The 20,259-nt window shown below is 64.5% G+C and carries 21 protein-coding genes and 1 tRNA gene; 8 read left to right on the top strand and 14 right to left on the bottom strand.

Annotated elements, in window-relative coordinates; translation table 11 throughout:
* Nucleotides 1-157 precede the first annotated feature (157 nt).
* The 4 genes from folE to F0Q04_RS21320 all read left to right on the top strand — a co-directional run bounded on the left by folE (nt 158) and on the right by F0Q04_RS21320 (nt 3,460).
* Nucleotides 158-889 (top strand): GTP cyclohydrolase I, encoded by a 732-nt coding sequence (folE, locus tag F0Q04_RS21335; RefSeq protein ID WP_116927052.1) that lies wholly within the window; start codon nt 158-160, stop codon nt 887-889.
* A gap of 91 nt (nt 890-980) precedes the next feature.
* Nucleotides 981-1,871, top strand: a complete 891-nt coding sequence (locus F0Q04_RS21330; protein ID WP_182343437.1) for a DMT family transporter — start codon at nt 981-983, stop codon at nt 1,869-1,871.
* Between the two features lie 3 nt (nt 1,872-1,874).
* Nucleotides 1,875-2,732 (top strand): DUF429 domain-containing protein, encoded by an 858-nt coding sequence (locus tag F0Q04_RS21325; RefSeq protein ID WP_182343435.1) that lies wholly within the window; start codon nt 1,875-1,877, stop codon nt 2,730-2,732.
* A 68-nt stretch (nt 2,733-2,800) separates the two neighbouring features.
* Nucleotides 2,801-3,460 carry a LysE family translocator gene (locus tag F0Q04_RS21320; RefSeq protein WP_116927049.1) on the top strand — a complete coding sequence of 220 codons (660 nt, stop codon included), beginning with the start codon at nt 2,801-2,803 and terminating at the stop codon, nt 3,458-3,460.
* 27 nt (nt 3,461-3,487) lie between these two features.
* On the opposite strand, the gene F0Q04_RS21315 is transcribed toward F0Q04_RS21320, so the two are convergent.
* From F0Q04_RS21315 to F0Q04_RS21285, 7 genes are all read right to left on the bottom strand, one after another.
* Nucleotides 3,488-4,828, bottom strand: a complete 1,341-nt coding sequence (locus tag F0Q04_RS21315) for a tetratricopeptide repeat protein (RefSeq protein WP_182343433.1) — start codon at nt 4,826-4,828, stop codon at nt 3,488-3,490.
* A gap of 17 nt (nt 4,829-4,845) precedes the next feature.
* Entirely contained in the window at nt 4,846-6,252 is a 1,407-nt protein-coding gene (locus tag F0Q04_RS21310) for an amidase (RefSeq protein WP_116927047.1), read from the bottom strand.
* A 106-nt stretch (nt 6,253-6,358) separates the two neighbouring features.
* Entirely contained in the window at nt 6,359-7,849 is a 1,491-nt protein-coding gene (locus F0Q04_RS21305; RefSeq protein WP_182343431.1) for an ABC transporter substrate-binding protein, read from the bottom strand.
* Between the two features lie 95 nt (nt 7,850-7,944).
* Nucleotides 7,945-8,796, bottom strand: coding sequence for an ATP-binding cassette domain-containing protein (locus F0Q04_RS21300; RefSeq protein WP_116927045.1), 852 nt, complete (start codon nt 8,794-8,796; stop codon nt 7,945-7,947).
* Nucleotides 8,793-9,818, bottom strand: coding sequence for an ABC transporter ATP-binding protein (locus F0Q04_RS21295; RefSeq protein ID WP_182343429.1), 1,026 nt, complete (start codon nt 9,816-9,818; stop codon nt 8,793-8,795). Before F0Q04_RS21295 ends, F0Q04_RS21300 begins: the two co-directional genes overlap by 4 nt.
* 9 nt (nt 9,819-9,827) lie before the next feature.
* Nucleotides 9,828-10,739: an ABC transporter permease gene (locus F0Q04_RS21290; RefSeq protein ID WP_116927043.1), complete on the bottom strand. Its 912-nt coding sequence runs from the start codon at nt 10,737-10,739 to the stop codon at nt 9,828-9,830.
* 7 nt (nt 10,740-10,746) lie between these two features.
* Nucleotides 10,747-11,709 (bottom strand): ABC transporter permease, encoded by a 963-nt coding sequence (locus F0Q04_RS21285; RefSeq protein WP_116927042.1) that lies wholly within the window; start codon nt 11,707-11,709, stop codon nt 10,747-10,749.
* Nucleotides 11,710-11,909: 200 nt separating this feature from the next.
* Between F0Q04_RS21285 and F0Q04_RS21280 the strand changes: the two genes are divergently transcribed.
* Nucleotides 11,910-12,167 carry a YfhL family 4Fe-4S dicluster ferredoxin gene (locus tag F0Q04_RS21280; RefSeq protein WP_021025013.1) on the top strand — a complete coding sequence of 86 codons (258 nt, stop codon included), beginning with the start codon at nt 11,910-11,912 and terminating at the stop codon, nt 12,165-12,167.
* A gap of 41 nt (nt 12,168-12,208) precedes the next feature.
* On the opposite strand, the gene pth is transcribed toward F0Q04_RS21280, so the two are convergent.
* From pth to F0Q04_RS21245, 7 genes are all read right to left on the bottom strand, one after another.
* On the bottom strand, nt 12,209-12,817 hold the full coding sequence (gene pth, locus F0Q04_RS21275; RefSeq protein ID WP_116927041.1) for an aminoacyl-tRNA hydrolase: 609 nt from the start codon (nt 12,815-12,817) through the stop codon (nt 12,209-12,211).
* Nucleotides 12,818-12,921: 104 nt separating this feature from the next.
* Nucleotides 12,922-13,512, bottom strand: coding sequence for a 50S ribosomal protein L25/general stress protein Ctc (locus F0Q04_RS21270; RefSeq protein WP_116927040.1), 591 nt, complete (start codon nt 13,510-13,512; stop codon nt 12,922-12,924).
* Nucleotides 13,513-13,641: 129 nt separating this feature from the next.
* Entirely contained in the window at nt 13,642-14,607 is a 966-nt protein-coding gene (locus F0Q04_RS21265; RefSeq protein ID WP_021025016.1) for a ribose-phosphate pyrophosphokinase, read from the bottom strand.
* A 56-nt stretch (nt 14,608-14,663) separates the two neighbouring features.
* A tRNA-Gln gene (locus F0Q04_RS21260) sits at nt 14,664-14,740 on the bottom strand.
* Between the two features lie 40 nt (nt 14,741-14,780).
* Nucleotides 14,781-15,638, bottom strand: coding sequence for a 4-(cytidine 5'-diphospho)-2-C-methyl-D-erythritol kinase (ispE, locus tag F0Q04_RS21255; protein ID WP_116927039.1), 858 nt, complete (start codon nt 15,636-15,638; stop codon nt 14,781-14,783).
* A gap of 19 nt (nt 15,639-15,657) precedes the next feature.
* Nucleotides 15,658-16,167, bottom strand: a complete 510-nt coding sequence (locus F0Q04_RS21250; protein ID WP_116927038.1) for an outer membrane lipoprotein LolB — start codon at nt 16,165-16,167, stop codon at nt 15,658-15,660.
* Complete coding sequence (locus tag F0Q04_RS21245; protein WP_182343427.1) at nt 16,164-17,939, bottom strand: tetratricopeptide repeat protein; 1,776 nt, start codon at nt 17,937-17,939, stop codon at nt 16,164-16,166. The genes F0Q04_RS21250 and F0Q04_RS21245 overlap by 4 nt, the downstream gene beginning before the upstream one ends.
* 45 nt (nt 17,940-17,984) lie before the next feature.
* Between F0Q04_RS21245 and mutM the strand changes: the two genes are divergently transcribed.
* From mutM to F0Q04_RS21230, 3 genes are all read left to right on the top strand, one after another.
* Nucleotides 17,985-18,797 (top strand): bifunctional DNA-formamidopyrimidine glycosylase/DNA-(apurinic or apyrimidinic site) lyase, encoded by an 813-nt coding sequence (mutM, locus tag F0Q04_RS21240; RefSeq protein WP_182343425.1) that lies wholly within the window; start codon nt 17,985-17,987, stop codon nt 18,795-18,797.
* A gap of 67 nt (nt 18,798-18,864) precedes the next feature.
* Entirely contained in the window at nt 18,865-19,905 is a 1,041-nt protein-coding gene (mutY, locus tag F0Q04_RS21235) for an A/G-specific adenine glycosylase (RefSeq protein WP_182345838.1), read from the top strand.
* Nucleotides 19,906-20,012: 107 nt separating this feature from the next.
* Nucleotides 20,013-20,249: a DUF2789 domain-containing protein gene (locus F0Q04_RS21230; protein WP_182343423.1), complete on the top strand. Its 237-nt coding sequence runs from the start codon at nt 20,013-20,015 to the stop codon at nt 20,247-20,249.
* Nucleotides 20,250-20,259: the final 10 nt, after the last annotated feature.

Genomic DNA, 20,259 nt, shown 5'->3' with positions numbered 1-20,259 from the left:
GCTGGCCCTTGCTTGCACCCCGGTGCAAGCTGCGTTCCATCCCTTCGAACTCATCCCGATTGCACTCCAACGCGGCTGCGTAGAGACTCTGAACAGGTTCTAAGGGGGAGAAACACCGTATGCTTGCGGGTCTGCAATCGCTGCTACCATCCCCGCTATGTTTACAGAACTATCCGATCCGAATAAAGCACCCGCCAGCGACGAAGGCACGCCGGTGTCCGTCAAGATCCGTGAGCGGATAGTGGCAGCCCAGCAGCGCTTCCATGCCAATGACAACATCTCCGAGTTCATCGAGCCCGGTGAGCTCGAGCTGCTGCTCGACGAAGTCGAGCACAAGATGCAGGGCGTGCTCGACAGCATGGTCATCGACACCAAGGACGACCACAACACCCGCAACACCGCGCGCCGTGTTGCCAAGATGTATCTGACCGAGGTGTTCAAGGGCCGCTATGTGCCCCAGCCCGTGGTCACGGCCTTCCCCAATGCCGAGCACCTGAACGAGCTGATGATCGTCGGTCCGATCACCGTGCGCAGTGCCTGCAGCCACCACCTCTGCCCGGTCATCGGCAAGGTCTGGATCGGCGTGCTGCCCAACAAGAACACCAATGTGATCGGCCTGTCCAAATACGCGCGCCTGGTTGACTGGGTGCTGGGCCGCCCCCAGATCCAGGAAGAGGCCATCGTGCAGCTGGCCGATCTGATCATGAAGAAGACCCAGCCCGACGGCCTGGCCGTGGTGCTGGAGGCCTCGCACTTTTGCATGTCCTGGCGCGGTGTGCGCGAGATGGACTCCAAGATGCTCAACTCGGTCATGCGGGGCGAGTTCCTCACAAACCCGAATCTGCGGCGCGAGTTTTTGTCGCTGATTCCGCAGCGCGCAGGCAACTGATCCGCACCCTGACGGTGTGACACCCGGGCCCGACCCGGGTTATTTTTTTCCGTCTCGCATCTTTCGCCTCGCTTCCACCGCCTCCCCAGCCATGACGCTCCACGCTTTCACGCTCATCATCGCGGCCGGCATCATCCACGCTTTTTGGAACATCGTCGCCAAGAAAGCCGGGGGCGATGCTCGCTTTTCGCTGTTTACCTCGGTGCTCAATGCGCTGGTGTGGCTGCCGGTGGGCTGGTGGGTGGGCAAGGATGTGGTGCCCCAGTGGGGCATGACCGAATGGGCCTTTGTCTCGGCCAGCGCCTTGCTGCATATCTTTTACTTCGTCACCTTGCTGCGCGGCTACCGCGTGGCCGATCTCACCGTGGTCTACCCGCTGGCGCGCGGCAGCGGGCCGCTGATCTCGTCGATGGTGGCGGTGCTGTTTCTGGGCGAGCACCTGTCCAGCCTGGGCGCGGTAGGCATTGCCGCGGTGGTTGCGGGCGTATTCCTGATTGCCGGCGGCCCGGCCATGCTGCGCGCCGCCACCCGGCCCGGTCCCGGCGAGGCCCGCGATCGCACCATCAAGGGCCTGTACTACGGGCTGCTCACGGGCCTGTTCATTGCCGCCTATACGGTGGTGGACAGCTATGCCGTCAAGGTGATGCTGCTCTCGCCCATCCTGCTCGACTATATGGGCAACCTGGTGCGCGTGGTGATGCTCGCGCCGCTGGGCATGATGAACTGGGCTGAGACCCGGCGCCTGTGGTTGCAGCAATGGCGCTTTGCGCTGGTTGTCGCCATCTTCAGCCCCATGGCCTATGTGCTGGTGCTGTATGCAGTGCAGACTGCGCCGATCTCGCATGTGGCGCCTGCGCGTGAGGTCTCGATGCTGTTTGCCGCGCTGATTGGCGGCAAGCTGCTGGGCGAGGGTGACCGCCTGCTGCGCATTGCTGGCGCGCTGCTGATTGGCGTGGGCGTGGTCGCGCTGGGACTGGGCTGAGCGATGCCAGGCGCTGCGCTGCCACCGGTGCTGGGCTGCGATTTCAGCAGCAGCCCGAGCCGGCGCAAGCCCGTGGTTGTGGCCTGGGGCCATCTGGATGCCGAGGCGGGCACGGTGGCGCTGCGGGGCTTTGAGCGCTTTGCCACGCTGGCGCAGTGGCAGGACTTTTTGCAGCAGCAGCCGGCCTGGGTCGGCGGCTTTGACCTGCCGTTTGCGCTGCCGCGCGAGCTGGTGATGCACCTGGGCTGGCCCCGCGATTGGCAGGCCTGCATGCAGCACTATGCTGGCCTGGAGCGCAGCGAGATCCGCGCGCTGTTCAAAGCCTTTTGTGACGCCCGGCCCGCCGGCGGCAAATTTGCCCACCGCGCCACCGATTGGCCCGCAGGCTCCAGCCCGTCGATGAAATGGGTTAACCCGCCCGTCGCCTGGATGCTGCATGCTGGTCTGCCCCGACTGCTGGCGGTGGGCGCGGATTTCCCCGGTCTGCTGCGCAGAGAAAGTAGCCGCGTCGCGCTGGAGGCCTACCCCGGCATGCTGGCGCGCGAGCTGATCGGCCGGCGCAGCTACAAAAGCGATGACCGCCAGCGCCAGACGCCCGAGCGCACTGCTGCCCGCCAGCAGGTGCTGGATGCCCTGCTGCAGGGTGCCCATTCGCTGCAGCTGCGCCTGCTGGCTAGCCCGGCGCAACTGGGTAGCATGCGCGATGACGCCAGCGGCGACCACCTCGATGCCGCCATCTGCATGTTGCAGGCGGCCTGGGGCCTGCGCTGCCATTTACAGGGCGATGCGCTCTATGGCCTGCCGCCGGGCACTGATCCGCTGGAAGGCTGGATTGTGACGGCACCGCTGTCGCGCGCGTAGGCGGGGCCTGAGACTGCACACTGGGCGGCAGGCCATAATGTGCCGGTCCTTGATTAAAAGACCTTGCCATGCCTACTCTCCAATCCCTGCTGGCCTTTTTTGGTGTTGCTGTGCTGCTGGCGCTGTCGCCCGGGCCGGACAACCTGTTTGTGCTGATGCAATCGATCCAGCGCGGCTGGCGGGTGGGGATTGCCGTGGTGGTGGGCCTGTGCCTGGGCGTGGTGGTGCACACCGCGGCGGTGGCGCTGGGGCTGGCAGCAGTGTTTGCGGCGTCCAGCATCGCGTTCACGGTGCTCAAGTGGTGTGGCGCGGCCTACTTGGCTTATCTGGCCTGGGGCGCATGGCGGGCACCGGTGGCTGCAGAAAAATCCGGTGCTGGCGCGGCCGATAGCGCAAGCTTGCGTACCGAGATGGCGGGCAAGGACTTGCTGGTGATGGTTCGCCGGGGCGTGGTGATGAACCTCACCAACCCCAAGGTGCTGATCTTCTTCCTGGCCTTTTTGCCGCAGTTTGCCGACCCGGCCATCGGCCCGGTCGGCCCGCAGATCTTTGTCTTTGGCGCCGTGTTTATCCTGGCCGCGTTCCTGGTGTTTGGCGCCATTGCGCTGTTCTCGGGCGCCTTTGGCAATCTGCTGCTGCGCTCGCCACGCGCGCAGTTCTGGCTCAACAAGATCACCGCCGTGGTGTTTGTGGGCCTGGCGGTCAAGCTGGCGACCGCGCAGCGCTGAGGCCGTCCAACAGGGCGAAATGGCAGTTCAAGCCGCCAGGGAGGGCGGCAAGCCCAGCCCCTGGTAAATGCGCCGCATATGCGCTGCCAGCCGTTTGGATTGGGGCTGCTGGTTGTGCCAGGGCTGCACCAGGTTTTGCAAGGCCGTCCACTGGCCGCTGTGCCGCAAGGCGCTCCAGTACAGCTGGTTGAACAGGTCGCGCTGGGCGTGGCTGCCGCCGACCTCGACCAGGCGTGCAATCAAGGGCCCCAGCTGATGGGCGGCCTGGCCGTACTGGCCTTGGGCATGGGCCAGCAGGCCCTGCGCGGCGGGCAGGCAGACATCCTGCCAGGCCGTGCGCAGCCGGGGTTGGACCTGCGCATCGGCATGGCCTTGCATGCTGACCAGCAACTGCTGCGCGGCCTCCCATTGCCCGGCGCGTGCCAGGCCGTAGAGGTATTGCAGGTCCAGAAAAGGCAGCACATGGTCATGCTGGCGCTGCAGCAGGTAGGGGCTGAGCTGCTGCCAGCGCGGGCCGACATCGACGCCTTCGAGCTCCAGCCGCGCCAGCAGCGATATGGAGCCGATCTGGTCCTGCGAATAGGCCGGCACGACGCCCCAGACCTGGCTGTCATGCAGCTGCAGCGCTTCGTCATGGCGCGCATCCTCCATCAGGAACAGCGCCAGGTGCCACCAGTTGTGCGTCTGCATGAAGGAGTTGAGCCCCGTCCAGCTGCTGCTCGCGCTTTGCATGAAGGCCAGACCCTCGTCCACACGGCCTTGGGTCAGCAGCACATGGGCCAGCGCATGGTGGGCCCAGGGCTCCTTGAAGCGCAACTGCAGCGCCTGGCGCGCCGCGCGCTCGGCCTGGCCCAGCAGATGGCATTGCTCATAGGCAAAGGCCAGCATGCCGTGGAAGTAGGGGATATCGGCGCAGTGCGCCTGGGCCGCCAGCGCCATGCGCAGCATGGCGGGCGAGTCGCCCAGGTTGAAGGCATGGTAGTGCGCGAGCTTGAGCGCGGCCAGATCGCGCGGGTAGTGCTGCAGCAGTGCTTCGAGCCTTTGCGCAGCCAAGGGCGTGTCGCCATCGGCCCAGGCCTCGACGGCGGCCAGCCACTGTGCTTCGCGCTCATGGGCCTGCGCCAGCTGGGCGCGGGCACGCTGCAAAAAGGGCCGCGCCTGCCGGGCGGCCTGCGCATCTTCGGCAAATAGATGGAGCGCGGCGCACCAGGTTTGCACCAGCGGGCTGGGGTCCTGCGCTGCGATGTCCAGGATGCGCAGCACGCGCATCTCGCAGGCAACAAAGCCTTCGGCAAAGTCGTTCAGGTAGGGCAGGGCGGCTGCATCGCTGCTGACCGGGTTGCCATACAGGTCCTGCTGCGTGCCCATGCGCTGCCCTCCTTGTCTCATGCCTGGGGCGGCTGGGGCCAGGGCTTTTGCGGGCCGCGGATCTGCTCGAAAGCGCGCGACAGCTGCAACACGCCCAGGTCGTCAAAACGCGCACCGGCGATCTGCAGGCCAATAGGCAGGCCGGAGGCGGTGTAGCCGCAGTTGATGGATGCGGCCGGCTGCTCCGACATGTTGTAGGGCACGGTAAAGCCGATGTGCTCGAGCGGGCGCAAGGGGTCGTTGGTGGGCGAGGGCCATTGGGCATCGAACGCAACATGCGGCGCGACGGGCGAGATCACAAAGTCAAACGCGCTGCAGGCTTTGACGGTGGCCAGACGTACCTGGTGGAACTGTTGGCTGGCCTGGAAGACCGCGCTGCCGCTCATGCCCTCGGCGCTCTCGGCCCAGGCGCGGATATAGGGCAGCACCTTGTCGCGCTGCGCGCTGCTGAGCGCCTGCAGATCGCTCAGCGAGCGCATGCGCCAGAAGCGGTCCATGCCGTCCAGCATCGCAGGCGTCATGAAGGGCTGCATTGGCGTGATCTGCGCGCCAGCGGCTTCCAGCAGCGCTGCGGCCTGCTCGATGGCCGCGCGCACCTCGGGCTGCAGCGGCAGGCCGCAGCCGGCATCGAGCAACAGGCCAATGCGTTTTCCCCGGATAAAGTCCACGCCGGTGGTGGCCACCGTGCTCCAGGCAATGTCCTGTGCGGGCAGGCTCATCGTGTCGCGCGCATCGGGGGCCGACAGCACCTGCATCATCAGCGCCGAATCGTCCACGCTGCGGGTCATCGGGCCTGCGGCACGGCCTTGGTAAGGCGGGTCAATAGGGATGCGGCCCAGGCTGGGCTTGAGGCTGTAGATACCGCACCAGCTGGCCGGCAGGCGCAGCGAGCCACCGATGTCGGTGCCGATGTGCAGCGGGCCGTAGCCGGCAGCCGCTGCCGCACCGCCGCCCGCGCTGGAGCCGCCCGGGCCTTTGCTCAGGTCCCAGGGGTTGCGCGCCAGCGGGTGAAAGCTCGACAGCCCCGACGACAGCATGCCGTAGTCGGGCATCGTGGTCTTGCTGAAGCAGATGGCATGGGCCTCTCGCAGGCGGGCGGCGGGCGGTGCATCGGCGGCTGCGGGCACCAGCGTGACGGCAGCGGTGCCGGCGGGCAGTGGGTCACCCTGGGTGGCGATGTTTTCCTTGATGGTCACCGGCAGGCCATCGAGCAGACCGGCGGGTGCGCCCTTGTGCCAGCGCGCTTCGCTGGCCCGTGCCTGCGCCAGTGCCTCTTCGGGCCGGTACAGGTAGGTGGCGCAGAGGTGCGGCTCCCACTGCGCGACATGGTCGATGACGGATTGCATGACATCGACAGGGGAGAGTTCTTGCTTTTGGTAGGCGGCCAGCAGCGCTGTGGCGGGCCAATCGTGCAACGCGGTCATATCGGGCAGAGGGCGGGAGTGGAGTAGGTGTTCAATGAAAAAAGCCCATCCGGGCAGAGCCGTAGATGGGCGGTGTGCTGGTTTGAAGCCTAGCGCAAGACCGGGTTCAAGCCCAGTACATGGATGACAGGTCGTTGATGAAGATCGGCATGTCCTTCCAGAGACCTCGCACGTTCTTGGCGGCAATCGTCACCCACTGCGGCTGGTACAGGTAGACGTTGGCGGCATCTTCGGCCAGCAGGCGCTGTGCCTCGCCCAGCAGGCGCGAGCGGTCGGCCGGGCGCGCTTCGAGCTTGATCTGTTCGAACAGCTTGTTGAACTTCTCGGACTTGTAGCCCCAGTAGTAATCGGGCCGGGTGTAGTTCTCCAGATCAAAAGGCTCGACATGCGAGATCAGCGACAGGTCGTAGTTCTTGTTGGTGTAGGTGCCCGAGAGCCACTGCGCCCATTCCACGTTCTGCAGCTTGACCTCGACCCCGATCTTGGCCAGTTGCGCGGCAATGATCTCGCCGCCCTGGCGCGCGTAGGGCGTGGGGGGCAGGGTCATGCTCAGGCTCAGCGGGGTCTTCACGCCGGCCTCGGCCAACAGCTTCTTGGCCTTTTCCACATCAAAGGGGTTGATGCCAGTGGTGTCCACATAGCCATAGGCGCCGGGCACATAGTGGCTGCCAATCGGCACGCCCAGGCCTTCGGCGGCGCCGGCGATGACGGCCTTGCGGTCGATGGCGGCAGACAGCGCGCGGCGCACACGCACATCGTCGAGTGGCTTGCGGCGCTCATTGATGGCGACGATGGTCTTGGCGCGTGAGCCGGAGATGACCACCTGGTAGCGCGGGTTGGTCTTGAACTGGTCGATGCCACGGGCCGAGACGCGCGGGAAGATGTCCACATCACCAGCCAGCAGCGCAGCGACTTGCGCAGCCGCATCCGAGATGAAGCGGAAGGTGGCGCGGCGGATGCGGATGCTGCCGGGGTTGCGGTACTGCGGCCAGGCCTCCAGGGTGATGGAGGCGCCCTTGCTCCAGTTGCCCAGCTTGTAGGGGCCGGTGCCGATGGGCTTGGTGGCGTTACTGTCGGCGCTCTTGGGCTCGACGATGATCGATGTGGCCTGGCCCAGCACAAACAGCAGGTCCGGGTCGATCTCCTTGTTCAGGATCACCACCGTGTGCTCGTCCACCACCTGGGCCGTCAGGTTGGCGAAGGTGCGCTTGTCCTTGTTGGTACTTTTCTCGCCGGCTGCGCGGTCAAAGGAGAACTTGACGCTGTTGGCGTTGAAGGGCTCGCCGTTGTGAAAAGTCACCCCCTTGCGCAGCTTGAAGGTGTAGCTCTTGAGATCGGGCGAGACTTCCCAGCTCTCGGCGAGCAGCGGCGAGACACTGCCGTCCGAGTTGATCTTGGTCAGCGTCTCATACAGGTTGTAGTGCGTGATCTCGGCAATCGACGAGGCGGCGCCGGCGGTTGGGTCCAGCCCTGGCGGCTCCAGCGTCATGCCCAGCACAACGGTGTCTTTCTTGGCCTGTGCCTGGGCGATGCCAGGCAGCCACAGTGGCAGCGGTGCCAGAGTGCCTGCGGCAAGCAGGTGTCTACGGTTCAGCATCCGGGTACTCCTTGGATAGGGTTTTATTCAATTTATGGGGGAAAGCTGCGGAGTGGCGACGCCCTTGCGGAGCGCGCCGAGAAGCTCAAGCACGGTTATACAGGACTTGCGCCAATCCCTGCTGGCATGCGGTGTCGGCGTGGCCGCACCTGGGGCACGGCCTGCACCAGTTTTTGCGTATAGGGATGCTGGGCATGCTGGAACAGTTGGCTGGGCGCGCCGCGCTCGACGATCTCGCCCTGGTAGAGCACCACCACGGCGTCGCAGAGGTGGTTGATGACAGCCAAGTCGTGGCTGATGAGCAGGTAGGTGATGCCGTGCTCGCGTTGCAGGTCCTGCATCAGATTGAGCACCTGGGCCTGCACCGACACGTCCAGCGCGCTGACGGGCTCGTCGGCAATGATCAGCCGGGGCTTGGTGATCAGTGCGCGGGCGATGGCAATGCGCTGGCGCTGGCCGCCGGAGAACTCATGCGGGTACTTGTCCACATCCTGCGCGCGCAGGCCCACCTGCTGCAGCACCTGGCTGGCGCGCTCGCGCTGCTCGGCGCGCGAGGCGGTCTTTTGCGCCTGCAGCGGCTCGCTGACGATGCGCTCGACCGTCTGGCGCGGGTCGAGTGAGCCATAGGGGTCCTGGAACACCATCTGGAAATCCTTGCGCGCGCGCTGCAGTGCGGCCGCCTCCATGCGGTGCAGGTCCTGGCCCTCGAGCAGCACCTGGCCGGCGGTGGGCTGGTCGAGCGCCATCACCAGGCGCGCCAAGGTGGACTTGCCCGAGCCCGACTCGCCAACGATGCCCAGGCTCTGGCCGGCATGCAGCTCAAAGCTCACTCCCTTGAGAGCCTGCACCGTGGGGGGCGCGGAAAACAGCTTTTCGCGGGGCAGGGTGTAGGTGCGCACCAGGTCGCGCACTTGCAGCAAGGGGGTGTCGTGGGGGGCTGCCGTCATGCGGGGGTCTCGTCAGGGGTCTGGGTGGCGATGGCGTAGGCCTCGGGGCGCAGGCAGTGCACCTGGTGAGTCTCCTGCGGATGGGTCGATGGCAGCGCCACGCTGGGCGGCCTTTGCACAAAGCAGGGCGGCTGGGTAAAGCTGCAGCGCCCGGCAAAGGTGCAGCCGGCGGGCAGGTCGACCAGCTCGGGCACCGAGCCGGCAATGGTGTGCAGGCGCTGGGGCTGGCCCTGGATGCGCGGCTGCATGCTGGGGCGCGCGGCCAGCAGGCCTCGGGTGTAGGGGTGGGCCATGTGCTCGAACACGGCCTCGGTGCTGCCCGATTCGACAACCGTGCCGCCATACATCACGACCATCTTGTCGACATTCTGCGAGATCACGCCCAGGTCGTGCGAGATCAGCAGCAAGGCCATCTGGCGCTCCTGCACCAGCCCGTTGATGAGATCCAGGATCTGCTGCTGGATGGTGACGTCCAGCGCCGTCGTGGGCTCATCGGCGATCAGCAGATCGGGGCCGCAGGCCAGCGCCATTGCAATCGTGATGCGCTGGCGCTGCCCGCCCGAGAACTGGTGCGGATAGGCATCAAAGCGCTGCGCCGGTTGGGCGATGCCGACGCGGTCGAGCAGCGCAATCGCCTCTTCACGGGCCTGGCGCGCGCTCCAGCCCTTGTGCAGGCGCAGCGGTTCGCTGATCTGGCGGCCAATGGTGTGCACCGGGTTGAGCGCCGTCATCGGCTCCTGGAAGATCATCGCAATGCGGTTGCCGCGCACGCTGCGCCACCAGTGGTCGGGCTGCTGCACCAGGCTTTGGCCGTCGAGCTGGGCGCTGCCGTTGACCTGGGCCGATTCGGGCAGCAGGCCCATCAAGGCCATGGCCGTGATGGACTTGCCGCAGCCCGACTCGCCAATCAGGCCCAGGGCCTGGCCGCGCTCGATCTGGAAGCTGACATCGCGCACGGCGCGGGCGGGGCCTCGGTGGGTTTGCAGCACGATTTCCAGGTGCTGTACATCGATCAGTGCCATGGCGACTCCTTAGCGCTTGCGGGCCAGACGCGGGTCAAGCAGGTCGCGCAGACCGTCGCCCAGCAGGTTGAGGCCCAGCACCGACAACGCAATCGCCACGCCCGGGAACACGGCCAAGAGCGGCGCCTGGAACATCAAGGTCTGCGCCTCGCTCAGCATGCGGCCCCAGGACGGCTGCGGCGGCTGCGTGCCCAGGCCCAGGTAGGACAGTGCGGCCTCGGCCAGGATCGCAATCGCAAAGCGGATGGTGCTCTGCACGATCAAGGTGGCCGAGATATTGGGCAGCACATGCTGCCAGGTAATGGCCCAGGCACCCTTGCCGCAGGCGCGGGCGGCGGTGACATATTCGCGCCCCCAGATGGTGTTGGCCGAGCCGCGCGCGATGCGGGCGAACATCGGGATGTTGTAGATGCCGATGGCCACAATGGCATTGATGATGCCCGGGCCGAACACAGCGGTCAGCATGATGGCCGAGAGGATGGCGGGGAAGGCCAGCGAGAAATCGGCCAGGCGCATGATGGCCTCTTCGACCCAGCCGCGTTTGGCAGCGGCCAGCAGGCCCAGCGCCGTGCCCACCACCACGCCGATGCCCACGGCAATGACGCCCACCAAAATGGAGGCGCGCGCGCCCAGCAGCAGCTGCGAGGCGACATCGCGCCCATAGGCATCGGTGCCCAGCCAGTGGGCGAGCGACGGCCCTTGCAGCTTGGCCTCCATGTTCATCTCGAAGGCCGAGTGCGGCGTCCAGACATAGGACAGGCCAGCGGCGAGCAAGAGCAGGGCCGTGAGCACCAGTCCAATCATGAAGCTGGGGTTGCGCAGGGCGCGGCGCCACAGTGCGTTGCGGGATGCCGTGTGGCCAGGCGCTGCGCTGGCAGCGGGCGTGGGCAAGGTAGGGGCGACGGAGGTAGGCGGTTGCATGGCGTGCTCAGATATCGCTGGCTTTGGTGCGGGGGTCGATCCAGGCATAGAGCAGGTCCACCACGAAATTGACGATCACCACCATGGCGGCCAGCAGCATCACGCAGTTGCGCACCACCATCAGGTCCCGGTTGGCAATGGCCTGAAAGATCAGCCGGCCCATGCCGGGCAGGTAGAACACGTTCTCGACCACGATCGTGCCGGCCATCAGTTCGGCAAACTGCAGGCCCATGACGGTGACCACCGGAACCAGCGCATTGCGCAGCACATGGCCGTAGAGCGCTGCGCGTTGCGACAGGCCCTTGGCCCGGGCGGTGCGCACAAAGTCCTCACGCAGCACCTCCAGCACCGACGAGCGCGTGATGCGCGCCAGGATGGCCGCCTGCACCACGGCCAGCGACAAGGCCGGCAGCATCAGCGACTTGAGCGCGGCCCAGGGCGAGCCGCCCGAGGCCTCGCTCCAGCCCGGAAAGCCGCCGGCCGAGAACCATTTGAGGTGCACCGAAAACAGCAGGATCAGCAAGATGGCGAACCAGAAATTGGGGATGGCAATGCCCAGCTGAGCCATGCCCATGACGCTGACATCACCGAGCTTGTTGTGGCGGCTGGCGGCATAGATGCCGGCGGCCAGCGCCACCACGGTGGTGATGGCCATCGCCATCAAGGCCAGCGGCAAGGTGAGCGCCATGCGCTCGGCAATCAGTTCGATGACAGGGGTGCCGTAGCTGTAGCTGTTGCCCAGGTCCAGGTGCACAAGGCCCCAGATCCAGTGCACATAGCGCTCCCAGGCGGGCTGGTTGAGCCCGAGCTGCTCGGCCAGTTCAGCGACTGCTTCGGGCGCGGCATCGGGCCCCATCAACATCTGGGCGGCGTTGCCCGGCAGGATCTCCAGAACGAGGAAGACGACAATCGAGGTGCCCAACAAGGTGAGCAGCAAGGTGAGTGTGCGCTTGAGAATGAAAAGACCCATGGGTAGCCGTCGTGGTTAGGAAAGGCGCGCAGACCTGCTGGTGCTTGTTGTATTTTTTCGCAGCGGCAAGCATAACGCGAACAATTCCGACACACCATACATGCTTACTCGCAGTGCCACGAGTATGGCTAAGGAGGTCGCGGGATAATGTCGCTCATGTCACACTTCTTCCCCCGTGCTGGAATCTTGGAGACGCATCCATGGCCTTGATGATTACCGATGAGTGCATCAACTGCGATGTGTGTGAGCCCGAGTGCCCCAACGATGCCATCTCGATGGGGGAGGACTACTACGAGATCGATCCGCACCGCTGCACCGAATGCGTGGGCCATTTCGATGAGCCCCAGTGCGTGCAGATCTGCCCGGTCGCCTGCATTCCGGTGCACCCCGATTTTCAGGAAGACAAGCCCACCTTGATGCAGCGCTATGTGCGCCTGCAGGCCGACAAGGGCCTGTGACTGCGGGGTGATCGGGGGGATGGGCGTGTAGCCCGGTGCGCTCAGAGGGCCTCTGGGCGTGGCGGCTTGGGGCGCTGGGGCTTGGTGGTGTGGATCTTGAGCGTGGCCTTTTCCATGTCGCCGGCCAGCAGCTCAGGCGAGGCCTGCAGCGCATGGATGATGCTGTCCTCGATCAGCTTGCGCTGGTCGGGCGCTGGCTTGCGCAGCACCCAGTTGGGCACCTCCTGCTTGTCACCGGGGTGGCCAATGCCGATGCGCAGGCGCCAGTAATCGGACGAGCCCAGCTGGGCATGGATATCGCGCAGGCCATTGTGGCCGCCGTGGCCACCGCCGCGCTTGAGCTTGACCTGGCCGGGCGGCAGATCGAGCTCATCGTGCACCACCAGAATCTCTTCGGGCTGGATCTTGAAAAAGCGTGCGAGCGCGCCGACCGACTTGCCCGACAGGTTCATGAAGGTCTGCGGCTCGAGCAGCCAGACCGACTCACCCTGCACCGAAGTACGTGCGACCAGGCCATAGTAATTGCGGTCAGGCACCAGCTGCAGGCGCAAATCCCGGGCCAGCGCATCAATCCACCAGAAGCCGGCGTTGTGGCGCGTGCCTTCGTATTCAGGGCCGGGGTTGCCGAGGCCAACAAACAGCTTGATCATGGGCGGATGGAGTGAAGTAGGGGAAGAATGAAAAAAGGCTGCATTGACCAGCAATGCAGCCTCTGGCTTGCAGACGCCAGAGGCGTCAGCAGCTTGCTGTGCGATTAAGCAGCAGGCGCTTCGCCTTCTGCAGGTTCAGCAGCAGCAGGAGCAGCCACGGACACCAGCGCAGGGTTGGTTTGTGCAGCCAGCTTCACGCCCTTGGGCAGAGCGATGTCCTTCAGGTGGACGGTCGAACCCTTTTCCAGCTTGCTCAGGTCCACCGCGATGAATTCGGGCAGGTCCTTGGGCATGCAGATCACTTGGATTTCGGTCACAACTGGGGTCACCAGGCACTTGTCGATCTTCACTGCTGGGGACTCTTCAGCACCGCTGAAGTGGACGGGCACCTTCATGGTCAGCGCGGTGTTGGCATCGACGCGTTGGAAGTCGATGTGCAGCACCAGCTGCTTGTAGGGGTGGTATTGCACGTCGCGCAGCAGCACTTGGCTCTTGGCGCCGTCCAGGTCCAGTTCCAGCACGGATGCGTGGAAAGCTTCCTTCTTGAGGGCGTACCACAGGCTGTTGTGGTCCACTTCGATCAACTGAGGCTCAGCAGCGGCACCGTAGATGATGCCAGGCGTACGGCCAGAATTACGCAGGCGGCGGCTCGCACCCGTACCTTGCTTAGCGCGCGCAAAAGCGACAACGTTCATTTTATTACTCCAATGTGGGATGAACCGCGACCAGTTCACCCGGTTAAAAAGGCCGCTACAAATTGCAGCGGCCAGCGAAAACTATCTATTTTAGCAGAAAGCAGAAAAAGGGCCTTGCGGGCCCTTTGATCAGTCGGCTTCCTGGAACAGGCTCATCACCGATTCGCCGGTGGCGATGCGGTGGATGGTCTCACCGATCAGCGGTGCCACCGACAACTGGCGAATCTTGCTGCAGTTGCGCGCTTCGGCCGACAGCGGGATGGTGTTGGTCACCACGACTTCGTCCAGAGCCGCACCGTTGCCGATACGTTCGATGGCCGGGCCCGAGAAAATGGGGTGCGTGCAGTAAGCGTAGACCTTCTTGGCGCCACGTTCCTTGAGCACTTCCGCCGCCTTCACCAAGGTGCCTGCGGTATCGATCATGTCGTCCATGATCACGCAGTTGCGGCCGTCGATGTCACCGATCACATGCATGACTTCGGAGACATTGGCCTTGGGGCGGCGCTTGTCGATGATGGCCAGATCGCAATGGAGTTGCTTGGCCAGCGCGCGTGCACGCACCACACCACCAACGTCCGGGGACACAACGATCAGGTCTTCGTAGTTCTTCTGGCGCAGATCACCCAGCAGCACAGGCGATGCATAGATGTTGTCCACCGGAATATCGAAGAAGCCCTGGATCTGGTCGGCGTGCAGGTCCATCGTCAGCACGCGGCTCACTCCAGCGGCTTGCAGCATGTTGGCCACGACCTTGGCCGTGATGGGCACGCGGGTCGAGCGAACACGGCGGTCCTGGCGGGCGTAGCCGAAATAGGGGATCACCGCGCAGATGTGCTCAGCCGATGCACGCTTCAAGGCGTCGACCATCACCAGCAGTTCCATCAGATGGTCGTTGGTGGGCGCACAGGTGGGTTGCACCACGAACACATCACGGGTACGCACGTTTTGCTTGATCTCAACGGTGACTTCACCGTCAGAGAAGCGGCCTACGTCGGCGTTACCCAGTGAGGTATGGAGGTGTTGTGCAATTTCAGAGGCAAGTTCGCGGTTGGCGTTGCCAGTGAAAACCATGAAGTCTGGATGATGGTCTTGCATAGCGTCCCAGTGGGTATGGGTTAGCTGTGTGCGTTGCTTGTACGCGGTAAGAAATATGGCAGGGGAAGAAGGATTCGAACCTTCGCATGCCGGAATCAAAATCCGGTGCCTTAACCAGCTTGGCGACTCCCCTACAAGAATTGGTGCTAAGCATCACCAATCCTTTGAAACTTTCAGTCTTGGGTCCAGCCTCTGAGAGGATGTTCCATCAGACTTGTGCAATCTTTCACTGTCCAGTCTTGTGAAAAACTGCTCTGGCAGCTATTAGCTTGCATTTTCTTCACTGCGAAAACTGCGCTACCTGAGCCCGTCATTCTAGCATGTAATCCTTGTGATTTCAAAAAGTCAGAAACTTTTTTTATCGAAGGGCACAGGCTTTCTGCGACCGGCTGCAAGTCGTTTCGACCGAAGTCAAAGTTCTCTGCAGCGAAGCTCGTCATTGTAGCAGCTTCTGAATCGCGTTTTAGGTTCGGACTTGAAAAAATAAGTTTCGTATCCAGACCCTCTTGCGGCTTCACAACTACCAGCGCGGTGTCTGCTAGTTGCTGCTCGTTTTCGAGTGGACGTATTATGTCACCGATTCCTTCGACCCAAGCCGATTTTCCAAAAATAAAAAACGGAACATCGGCGCCCAGCGTCAAGCCGATGCGCTGCAGTTCGCTGCGCGAGAGCTTCAAATCCCAGAGCTGGTTCAGGGCCAGCAAGGTGCTGGCAGCATCCGATGATCCGCCACCCATGCCCGCCTGGGCCGGCAGGTTTTTATGCACGCCAATGTGTACGCCCTGGCTGCAGCCGGTGGCCTGCTGCAAGGCCCGCGCGGCGCGGGTGATCAGGTCATCGGCGGGCAGGGGGGTGTTCAGGTCTTCGCGGCTGATCTGGCCGCCGCTGCGCAGCTCCAGGTGCAGCGTGTCGGCCCAGTCGATCAGCATGAAGACCGACTGCAGCAGGTGGTAGCCATCCGCGCGTCTGCCGGTGATGTGCAGGAACAGGTTGAGCTTGGCAGGCGCAGGAACGTCGTACAGCGTACGCATGGATCGTCTCACAAAAAAATCATGGCGCGTCGAGCACGATGCGCAGGTTGGCTTCGGGTAGCGGGTCGAGGCGGCGGGCCAGAATCTTGCCTTCGCTGCGCGCTTCCAGATCGGCCTGCCAGCCCGCGGCCACCGTGGGCTGGCCCTGCAGCCAGTCAAACAGCGCGGCAATCGGCAAGCTGGTGCCCAGCAAGGTCTGCGTCAACTCATCGAGCGAGCTGGCCTGGCGGGTTTGCGTGCCTTGCTGTGCGCTCGCCTGGCCGGGTGACCATTGCACGCGCGCAACGATATTGCCCAGCGGGTTGAGCAGCACCAGCTCGCCCGAGTCGGGGCTGCCCGACAGCTCAAAGCTGCCGCTGGTGGTTTGCGGAGGGCTGTCCAGCACCTGCACCGACATGCGGCCTGACCAGTAGGTCTTGCCCGGGGCCGCTTCGAGCTGGCGCGCAGCCGTGCTGCAGGCCGAGAGGAGGGGCAGCAGGCCGGCGCCGATGGTGGCCAGGCAGAGCTGCCTGCGCTGCACACCTATCATGGCTTGATTCCCAGGCGCTCAAAGGTCTTCTTGACCATGTCGTTATTGGGTGCGGTCTTCAGAACCGTGCGCAGCAGCTCTTCGGCGGGCCGGGTCTTGCCCTGTTTCCACCAGACTTCGGCCAGGTGGGCGCCAATCTCGGCATCGGGTTGCTTGGTGTAGGCCTGCTCCAGCAGCTCGGCGGCGCGCTCGAGGTTGCCCAGCTTGAACTCCACCCAGCCGAGGCTGTCGGTGATGAAGGGATCACCGGGCGACATGCTCAGCGCTTTCTCGATCAGGCTTTTGGCCTCATCGAGCTTGAGGCCGCGGTCGGCCAGCGAGTAGCCCAGCGCGTTGTAGGCATGGTGAAAATCGGGCCGCAGCTCGATCAGCCGGCGCAGCTGGGTCTCGGCCAGTTCCATGTTGTTCATGCGTTCAGCCAGCATGGCCTGCTCATACAGTGCATCGGGGTCTTGCGGCTGCAGCGCAACCAGGCGCCCTTGCAGCTCCAGCGCTTTCGCATAGTTCTTGGCCGTCTTTTGCAGCTGCACCTGCGCGGCCAGCTTGGCGCGCGCCTCGCCGGCATTGCCCTCGGGCAGTTGCTCCAGCAGGGCCGCTGCGGCGTCGTAGTTGCCTTGCTGCATCTGGATGGAGGCCTTGCGCAAGGTGGCCAGCGCGATATTGCCGGCCTTGGCGATCTCATCGGCCCAGCGGTCGGCCTCGGCCCATTTCTGCTGGGCCTCGGCCATCTGCTCGCGCAGCATCAGGCTTTGGATGCGCACTTCGCGCTGCAGCACGGCCGAGGGGAATTTGTCGATCAAGGTGTCGAGCTTGAGCAGCGAGACATCGGCCTCGGTGTACTGCTTGAGCTGGGCCTCCAGCGCGGCCTTCAGCATCCAGGCGTCGGCAGATTCGGGGCTCAGGCGCGTGGCATTGTCCAGCTGGGCCTTGGCCTCGGTAAAGCGCTCGGCGTTCATCAGGCTGCGTGCATAGGCCAGGTGGGCCTCGCCGCTCTTGGACTTGTCCAAAAAATCCACCACCAGCGCCTCAGCCCCGGGCACGCCGGCGTTGACCAGGTCTGCGGCCAGCTTGGCTGCGCTTTCATTGTCGGGATTGAGTTGCAGCGACCGGCGGGCGGACGCGAGCGCCTGGCTCTTCTGGTCGGCGGCCAGCTCCATACGGCCAATGGCAGCCCAGGATTCGGGGCCGGTGGCGGGGTTTTCCAGCTCGGGGGTCAGCGCTTCGCGCACAATGCGGGCGGCCAGCTCCTGGTCGCTCAGGCGCCGGTAGATGCTGGGGATGGCGCGGATCCAGTCGAGTTTTTCATCGGGCTTGGCCAGCGCGATCTCTTGCTTGAGCAGCGGGCCGGTTTCCTCGCCCTGGTTGGTCGAGAGCATCACCTGCAGCATGTAGCGGCTGGCCGCGCGCGATTGCGGAAAGGCGCTTTTCCAGGCCTGGGCCACTTGGGTGGCACGGGTGGCCGAGCGCGACAGCAGCGCCAGCTGCGCGCTGCGCTGGTAGACCTTCTCATCGCCCGAGCGGCGCGCGGCGTCGAGCAGCAACTCCACGCTGGTGGCCGCATCGCCGCGGTAGGCATACATTTCGCCCAGAAGCAGCTCGTAAAAAAGCTCCGCATCCAGCTCCACTCTGGCATCATCGGCCCGCTCGGCCGCCGCCAGAGACAGCTGACGATGGGCTGCACCTTGCTGCGGTGCTTTGGCAGGCGCTGCAAAGGCGGGTGTCATCAGGCCAGCGGCCAGAAAATAAGCCAGTAAACGAAGTTTTTGCGTCATCGGCCCATAATAAACGATGCCCAAGGGCCTTGCAGAAGGAAGAAAGTGCCAGAGTTACCAGAAGTGGAAGTCACGCGGCGGGGATTGGTTGCGCCGCTGCAAGGCGCGCGCATTGCCTCCGTGCGCATGGGAAAACCTTTGCGCTGGCCGCTGGGCATCGATACCGCCGCCTTGGCCGGGCGCACCATCACCGAGGTGCAGCGCCGGGGCAAATACATTGTGCTGGTGCTGGACCAGGGCGTGGTGCTGATCCACCTTGGCATGTCCGGCAGCCTGCAGGTCAGCCCCATGGATGCGCCAGCGGGCCCGCATGACCATTTTGACTTGCTCACCGACCAGCACCTGCTGCGCCTGCATGACCCGCGCCGTTTTGGGGCGGTGGTCTGGTCGCCCGATGCCGACTCCGGCATGGCCGCCAAGCTGTTGTCCAATCTGGGCGTGGAGCCCTTGGGCGCCGGCTTCAACGTGGAGCACCTCTGGGCCGGGCTGCAAAAGTCGCGCACGCCGATCAAGCAGCTGCTGCTGGGCGGCCAGGTGGTCGTGGGCGTGGGCAATATCTACGCCAGCGAGGTGCTGTTCCTGGCCGGCATCTCGCCGACCAAACCGGCCAACCAGACCACGCGGCCCCAGGCGAAACGCCTGCATGCGGCGATTGTGGAGGTGCTGACCCGCTCCATTGCGCTGGGTGGCAGCACCTTGCGCGATTTTGTCCAGGTCAATGGCTATGCCGGTGCCTTCCAGGCGCAGGCCAGCGTCTATGGCCGGGCCGGAGAGCCCTGCCCGCAATGCGGCCAGCCGGTGCAGCTCATCAAGCAAGGGCAGCGCAGCACCTATTACTGCAAGCGCTGCCAGAAATAAACGCGGGCCTGGCGGGCCGCCCCAGAGCGGCCAGGCCCACCGATAACTACTCCCCCCGAGAACAGCGATTGTGAGTCGATTTTCCGAACAGATCGTGGCCTGGCAGACAGTCCACGGAAGACACCATCTGCCGTGGCAGAACACCCAGGATGCCTACCGCGTCTGGCTGTCCGAGATCATGCTGCAGCAAACCCAGGTCAGCACCGTGCTGGGCTACTACGAGCGCTTTTTGCAGCGCTGCCCCACCGTGGCCGATCTGGCTGCGGCCAGCGATGAAGAGGTGATGGCCTTGTGGAGTGGCCTGGGCTACTACAGCCGCGCGCGCAACCTGCACCGCTGTGCCCAGGAGGTGATGGAACGCTTTGGCGGCGCGTTCCCGCACACGGTCGAAGAACTCTCGTCCTTGCCCGGCATTGGCCGTTCGACCGCCGGCGCGATCGCCTCGTTCTGCTTTGCGCAGCGCGCCGCCATACTTGATGCCAACGTCAAACGGGTGCTCACCCGCGTGCTGGGCTTTGAGGACGACCTGGCCAGCAGCGCCGCCGAGAAAAAGCTCTGGGCGCTGGCCGAAGAGCTGCTGCCCACCACCGACCTGGCGCGCAATATGCCGCGCTACACCCAGGGCATGATGGACATGGGCGCCACCATCTGCACCGCCAAAAAGCCCAGCTGCCTGCTGTGCCCGGTGCACGGCGATTGCGTGGCCCACCGCCAGGGCCAGCCCGAGCGCTATCCGGTCAAGACCAAGAAACTCAAGCGCAGCGCCGCCAGCTGGTGGCTGCTGTGCTGGCAGCGGCCCGACGGTGCCATCTGGCTGGAAAAGCGCCCCGCGCCCGGCATCTGGGCCGGCCTGTTCTGCCTGCCGGTCTACGACAGTGAAGAGGCGCTGCTTGCGCAGTCGGCACAGCACGGTGATACCTCGGAGGCGGTGCATGCCCAGCCATTCCTGCATGTGCTCACCCACAAGGATCTGCACCTGCACCCGGTGCGGGTGTCCGTTTCGGGCGATGGTGTGCCCACGCCTTCGGGCCAGTGGTGCCTGCCTGCGCAGTGGCCCGATCTGGGGCTGCCCGCGCCGATTCGCAGCCTGCTGCAGCGCGGGTTTTGAGGCGGGCTCGGCTACCGGCACTGGCGTCCTTTACCGGGCTTGTCCTGCAAAGGGCGCCGCTGCACGGCGCTTAGACTGCAGCCATCTTCTTGCTTTGAAAGTACGCCATGGAGCCCACGGTTCACTCCTTCTCGTCGCTCTTCCAGCAACTGGGCCTGCCCGATGATGATGCGTCGATCCGCCAGTTCATAGAATCCCACCGCCCGCTGCCCCACAAGGTGCTGCTGGCAGATGCCGCATTCTGGTCGCCCGCGCAAGCGCGCTTCTTGCGTGAAAGCATTACCGCCGATGCCGATTGGGCGAACGTGGTCGACCAGCTCAGCGTCGCCTTGCGCGCCGAGTAATCAGCGCGGG

This window comes from Comamonas koreensis (assembly GCF_014076495.1).
In the GTDB taxonomy this organism is placed as follows: Bacteria; Pseudomonadota; Gammaproteobacteria; order Burkholderiales; family Burkholderiaceae_C; genus Comamonas; species Comamonas squillarum.
This window is presented reverse-complemented; position numbering and strand designations above follow the sequence as displayed.